The sequence below is a fragment of the Pseudoalteromonas sp. SG41-5 genome (genome assembly GCF_014164495.1).
GTDB classification, from domain to species: domain Bacteria; phylum Pseudomonadota; class Gammaproteobacteria; order Enterobacterales; family Alteromonadaceae; genus Pseudoalteromonas; species Pseudoalteromonas rhizosphaerae.
Map to the genome: position 1 here is coordinate 1 of NZ_JACJFH010000154.1, position 5,984 is coordinate 5,984.

Genomic DNA, 5,984 nt, shown 5'->3' on the forward strand with positions numbered 1-5,984 from the left:
GCGTACAGGTATTGGCAATGTTCTGCGCTTTGGTGCCATCTAAATATGGATTGGCATTAATGAAGTTATAGAGCAACTCAACTGTTGAACTATGTTCGTGTTTTTCATGGGCGTTGGCAATTTCGAGTTTTTTAAGTACTTGTTTTATTTGTTTGGTTCTTTTTTCAACGCGCTGTTCAAGAGAGCTATTAAGTTCTTTGAGGACTTCATTATGGCGATTAATTTGTTGTTGGAGTTTCAGGTTTTGTTTTTTAAGTTGATATTTTTCAATACTGTCGGTGATGGAACGTAGTAATAAGTCATTTTGCCATGGTTTTTGGATATAGCCATGGATCTTGCCTTGATTAACAGCTGCTAAGGTGATTTCTATATCGGCATAACCAGTAAGTAAAATACGCTGAGTATCAGGTGCTAATTTTTGCGCTTGTTGAAAAAGTTCAGCGCCATTCATTTTTGGCATCCGCATATCGCTAATAATTACATCAAATTCATACTGTTTGATTAATTTTAGTGCATCTATAGGTGAATCACTGGTAAGTACCGTAAGTTGCTGCGTTTTGAACAGCCGCGATAAAGAACGTAGCACAATCTCATCATCGTCAACGCATAATACTTGCATGGTTGGTAGGTCTGCTGATTGACTCACGATTTTACCTATGGATAAACAATATTATTAACCATAGCCTGTCTGCTATAGTTTTTCTAATTAAACCGTGTCATTGGCATCAATTGTGCTAATTTTAATGACAAGATAATCGTTTTTAATTGCTGGTTAATTAAGATGGATGCGATAGATGAAGACTACAAGCAAGCTTATTTTCGTGAACGTACCGCGCGTATAAAGGCTGAGCAGCTGATTGAAGATAAAAGTCGCGTTTTATATGCACTAAATGAAGAGTTAATAAAAAAAGTAGCTGATCTTGAGTATCAACAGCAGTTATTTATTCAAGCAGAAAAAATGGCCACTTTAGGTACCTTATGTGCTGGGGTTGCCCATGAAATTAATAATCCCTTAGCTTATGCAATGAGCAATGTAGAAAGTTTGCAACAGAGCATGCATGGCTTTTGTGAGTTACTTGATTTAAACCAGCAATATTTAGCTAAGAGGATTAGTGAAACAAATTTTCAACAACAGTTAGCATCACTTAGTGAGCAGCAATCATTTGCTGAACTGCAGCAAGATATTCATCAACTAGTGGCTGATAGTGCTGAAGGCTTAAGGCGCATTAATCAAATCGTGGGTAATTTGCTTAATTTTGCTCGACCAACAACTAACAAGAAACAATTGGCTGATATGACAGATGCTGTGAAAAATGCGCTTAAATTGCTTAAAAATCAATTAAAAGGTTGTCAGTTAACCACATCAATAACGACATTGCCGCTGAGTTATTGTGATTTGGCAACCATCAATCAAATAATGGTTAACATACTTATTAATGCTTCACATAGTTGCGAAGCATTAATTGATAGACAAGCACATATTCACGTGCAAGTTGATAGCGACGACCAGCAAATAATTATTAGTGTTAATGACAATGGTTGTGGCATGAGTGAGCAAGTGCTTGCAAAAGTTTTTGATCCATTTTTTACTACTAAACCAGTTGGCAGGGGGACCGGTATGGGCATGCCATTAGTGTACACTATGGTTAATGATCATCAGGGAAAAATTGAAATTGAGAGCACCGTAAATATAGGTACATGTGTGCGATGTATATTTCCAGTGTTGAGTGAGCGACCTTAACTCAGGCAAAACCATTTAACCAGAGTTAGGTTAAGTAATAATTTGCTTTTAAATTAGCCAATTGTTGGTTAGTGTAGGTATGAATTTTATAATAACTTGAGGGTGAATAATGCTTAATGAAAAAAGTGAATTGGTTCTTAGGGATTATCTAAGTCAGCACCCTGAACTAAAAGTGGTGAGTTCTGACAGCGTGATTGGTTTTATCAGTGGGTTATTGGCGTGCTCGGAATTTTATGGCGAGTCAGAAATTGCCAATTATATTGCTGATAAAAATGACCCTATTTATACCCAATTAATGACAAGCTCAGCGGAGCATGACGCAATGATCACGCTGCTGGATAATGTGACCGAAGCTCAGGTAGCGCAGCAGCATATACTGGCAAGTATTTATCCTCATGGTAAAGATGCTAAAGCGCCGAGTGAGCAACTACAACAATGGTGTGTAGGCTATTTAGCTGCTTATATGGTGAATCAAGAAGTATGGCAGCATGACTTTAACTTTTTACTCAGTGCCGATAAACAGGTCGTTGAGAATCAGGCGGATGGACAGTTATTTATTGATAACTTTGAAGCGACGCTTAATTTACTAGCCACTTTTGCGATGTGGCCAGATTCGCTCAAAGAGCATCCAGAACCTGCGGTACTTAGTGAAGGCTTTGCGCTACTGTATACCGGATTAGATGAAAGTCTTACTGGCATTGCATCCATGGCATTGATGCTAGAAGATGAAAAACTGGCTTTGTGGGAAGAAGAAGGCTAGAAAACATAGTTTTAACAACCAGCATGATTTGAATAATCATGCTTTTTTTTGTTTAAAATTCAATCAAAAACATGAAATAGGAGAAAATTTAGCTAACTTTTGCATATATCGACCATTGTCGCAGTTAAATATGTTTCTTTTTATATGTGTATGTTGCTAGGATGTTTGCCAAAGCGCAATTTTGTAAATGACGCTTGATCACACTAATTATAACTTTTATTAATTTACCTGTTTACTACTGCAATTGAGTAAACAGGTGAAGAGTCAACAGGGTCGAACAACACACATGACAACACTTCGTTTAAATACATTGGCTATCGCCGTAGGACTTGCATTTAGCACCTCTTCAGTTATTGCTGAAGAAGCAACAGTTCAAGCAGAAAAAAATATAGAACAAATTTCCGTTTTAGGTTCACGGGTTTCTAACCGCACAGCAACTGAATCTTCGTCACCCATTGATTTAATTGACGCTGATGATTTAAACAAAGGTGGCTTTACCGAGCTTGGCCAAAGCTTACAAGCTACAGCGCCATCGTTTAATTTTTCGCGTACTCAAGTATCAGACGGCTCTGATTTATTCCGCCCAGCAACATTACGCGGCTTACAGCCAGACCAAACGCTGGTTTTAGTAAACGGTAAGCGCCGTCATAATCAATCTATTTTTGGCCTTAATGGAACAGTTGGTGCAGGTGCTGCGGGTACCGATATGAATGCTATTCCACTTACGGCACTTAAAGGGGTTGAAGTATTACGTGATGGTGCAGCAGCGCAGTATGGCTCTGATGCTATTGCTGGGGTCATTAACTTATCACTGAATAACTCAACAGGTATAACAACTGGTTATGTACAATATAGTGAAACAGCTGAAGGTGATGGCGAGACTATTTCAGCGGGTTTAAATCGCGGTTTTGATTTGGGCACTGAAGGCGGTTTTATTAATTTATCTCTTGAGTATCGTGATGCCGATGGTACTAACCGTGCAGAGCGCGATACCGGTGGTTCGCTTGATGTAGAGCCAGGTACGTTATCTGACAACGTTCGTTGGGGCCAAGGTAATTCGGAAAGTGAATTTACCTCGTTATTTTATAATATGGCATTGCCAATGGGCGACGGTGAGCTTTACTCGTTTGGTGGTTACTCTGAGCGCACTGCACTGGGTAACGGCTTTTACCGTAACTTTAACGAAGCATCTAAAAATGTTACTCAAGTATACAGTGATGGTTTTTTACCGCGCATTTATAACGAAGCACAGGATATTTCTATTGCGCTAGGTTTTAAAGGTGATATTAATCCAGATTGGAATTACGATGTATCGGCAGTTTATGGTGAAAACCAATATGACTTTACATCACGCAATACATTAAACGCTTCTTACGCGGCGGAGTATTTATTTAATAATCCAACGGCAAGTGATGCTGAGATAGCAGCAAATGCAGGCCCAAGTGGTGGTTACTCAGGTGGTTTTAGGTTCGATCAAACAACAGTTAACCTTGACGTAAATGGCATTGTGGACATTGGTCGCGGCGAACCGCTCTATGTAACAATTGGTGCAGAGTATCGTAAAGAAAATTACCAGATAGTGCCTGGTGATGAAGCATCGTACGCATGTGGTTTAGCAAACATGGATACATCGTATCCATCAGTGAACGACCCTGAGCAATTTGCACAATGTGGCTTTCAAGCTTATAACGGTTTGCGTCCAGAAGCTGCAAATCAGAGTGATCGTAACAGCTACGCATTTTACGTAGATGTTGAAACTATGCTTACTGATGCATGGAACGTCAGTGGTGCACTTCGCTATGAAGATTTCTCTGATGCTGGAGATGACTTAATTGGTAAGTTAGCAACGCGTTATGAATTTAACGATGACTTTGCAGTACGTGGTGCGGTATCTACTGGCTTTAGGGCCCCTTCGCTGCAGCAAAGTGGCTATACAGCATTTACTACTAACTTAGGATCCGACGGCACGTTAACGCAATCATTTACTGCAAATACGGGCACTGCTTTCCCAAGTGCACTAGGTGTAGATAGCTTAAAGCTTGAGACATCGACAAACTACAGTGCTGGTTTTGTTTACGATGTAACAAGCGAACTTTCGTTAACGGTTGATTTTTACCGCGTAGAAATTGAAGACCGTATTACACTTGGCAGTTTATTAACGGCTGACGATGTATCGTTTAGCTCTGAGGCTGTTGCTGCTTTACAAGCAACCGGCGCTGTACAAGCTAACTACTTTTCAAACTCAGTTGATTCAACCACTCAAGGCGTTGATATAATTGCATCATATCGTACAGATGTAGAAGGCGGTAACTTTGGTGTTACTTTTGCGGGTAACTTAAACGATACTAAAATTGATGGTGTAAACGCAGCGGACGGCATTCCAGAATCGGTTGCATTTGATGATTTACAACGCAGCTTTTTTACCGACGGACAGCCTAGTGAACGAGCAACACTTACCTTTGACTACGAACGTGATGCATACACTTCAACAATTCGTTTTAATTACTTTGGCGAAACCGATGTAAAATATTTTGGTAACGATCATATACCATTACCGGGTGAGCTTTCGCCAACAGGTTCGTTTAAACCAACAAGTACGGTTGAATCTGCAGTGTTAGTTGATTTAAACGTGAGTTACCAAATTAACGATATGTTTGTGCTTTCGGTTGGTGCCGATAACGTATTTGATGAAACGCCAGATGAACTAGGCGATGACGAAGTACTAAACTTTATCACCAATGGCGCATTTAAATACCCTGTACGTGCATTGCCTTATGGCTTTGATGGCAGAAGTTATTACGCAAAAGTAAGCTTTAGTTTCTAAATTTATAGTTGTTTATTAAGCCCGCAAATAAGCGGGCTTTTTGATTTAAAATACTTGTATTTTTTTATATCAAGCATACAATCGCAAAACTTTTAAAGAGGAAAAATAAATGAGTAAACGTCGTTCTAAAGTGATTAAATCTACAACATCAGTAGATACAGGTCGGGGTGTTATTCGCGATAATGCATTAGCGGCATTAGTGACATCGAAAATTTTTAAACCACAAATTGTAGCTGCTAAAAAAGGCAAAGGCGCTTACAAACGCAAAAAAAAACACGCAGGACAAGAGTCCTATTTAATCGCCGCTTAATGACGTTGTGATCAAATAGGGCTTTTATTTAAATGCTATTTTTTACAAAAAATAGCAAGCTCCGACATTTTTTTAAAAACCTCGCTTAGATAATTTTTTTCTAAGCGAGGTTTTTTGGTTATATAGTCTACCACCTTATTGTTTATATCTATTCCCACTCTCATTTACGTTTTCGTAAAACTTGCTAGAGCCCGCGAAGATACTCGCAAATAAAACTTAACCATAAATTAACCTTGTATTCATATTCTGTATGCGAAATTACCCTTTCTTTAAACGGGATGGCTCTAATTTAGTTCTAAATAATGATAAAAAATATATTTTATGGTCTTTTTTTATTAATAAAGTGGCT

5 protein-coding genes are annotated in these 5,984 nt (G+C 38.8%); 4 read left to right on the top strand and 1 reads right to left on the bottom strand.

Annotation, left to right across the window (positions count from 1 at the left end):
• A partial coding sequence (locus H5232_RS21850; RefSeq protein WP_182831511.1) for a response regulator occupies positions 1-619 on the bottom strand: 619 nt, incomplete at its 3' end.
• Positions 620-781: 162 nt separating this feature from the next.
• Between H5232_RS21850 and H5232_RS21855 the strand changes: the two genes are divergently transcribed.
• From H5232_RS21855 to arfA, 4 genes are all read left to right on the top strand, one after another.
• Positions 782-1,741: a sensor histidine kinase gene (locus H5232_RS21855; protein WP_182718235.1), complete on the top strand. Its 960-nt coding sequence runs from the start codon at positions 782-784 to the stop codon at positions 1,739-1,741.
• 109 nt (positions 1,742-1,850) lie between these two features.
• The gene (locus H5232_RS21860) at positions 1,851-2,501 is read left to right on the top strand and encodes a hypothetical protein (RefSeq protein ID WP_182718236.1); all 651 of its coding nucleotides are present in this window, start codon (positions 1,851-1,853) and stop codon (positions 2,499-2,501) included.
• Between the two features lie 286 nt (positions 2,502-2,787).
• Positions 2,788-5,325, top strand: coding sequence for a TonB-dependent siderophore receptor (locus H5232_RS21865; protein ID WP_149981959.1), 2,538 nt, complete (start codon positions 2,788-2,790; stop codon positions 5,323-5,325).
• A gap of 109 nt (positions 5,326-5,434) precedes the next feature.
• A complete protein-coding gene (gene arfA / locus H5232_RS21870; RefSeq protein ID WP_182831510.1) occupies positions 5,435-5,635 on the top strand; it encodes a ribosome alternative rescue factor ArfA in 201 nt (66 codons plus the stop codon).
• Positions 5,636-5,984 lie beyond the last annotated feature (349 nt).

Bases quoted from the DNA above. Each gene is read 5' to 3' on its own strand.
- arfA (WP_182831510.1), top strand. From the start codon at position 5,435: ATGAGTAAACGTCGTTCTAAAGTGATTAAATCTACAACATCAGTAGAT.
- H5232_RS21860 (WP_182718236.1), top strand. From the start codon at position 1,851: ATGCTTAATGAAAAAAGTGAATTGGTTCTTAGGGATTATCTAAGTCAG.
- H5232_RS21855 (WP_182718235.1), top strand. From the start codon at position 782: ATGGATGCGATAGATGAAGACTACAAGCAAGCTTATTTTCGTGAACGT.
- H5232_RS21865 (WP_149981959.1), top strand. From the start codon at position 2,788: ATGACAACACTTCGTTTAAATACATTGGCTATCGCCGTAGGACTTGCA.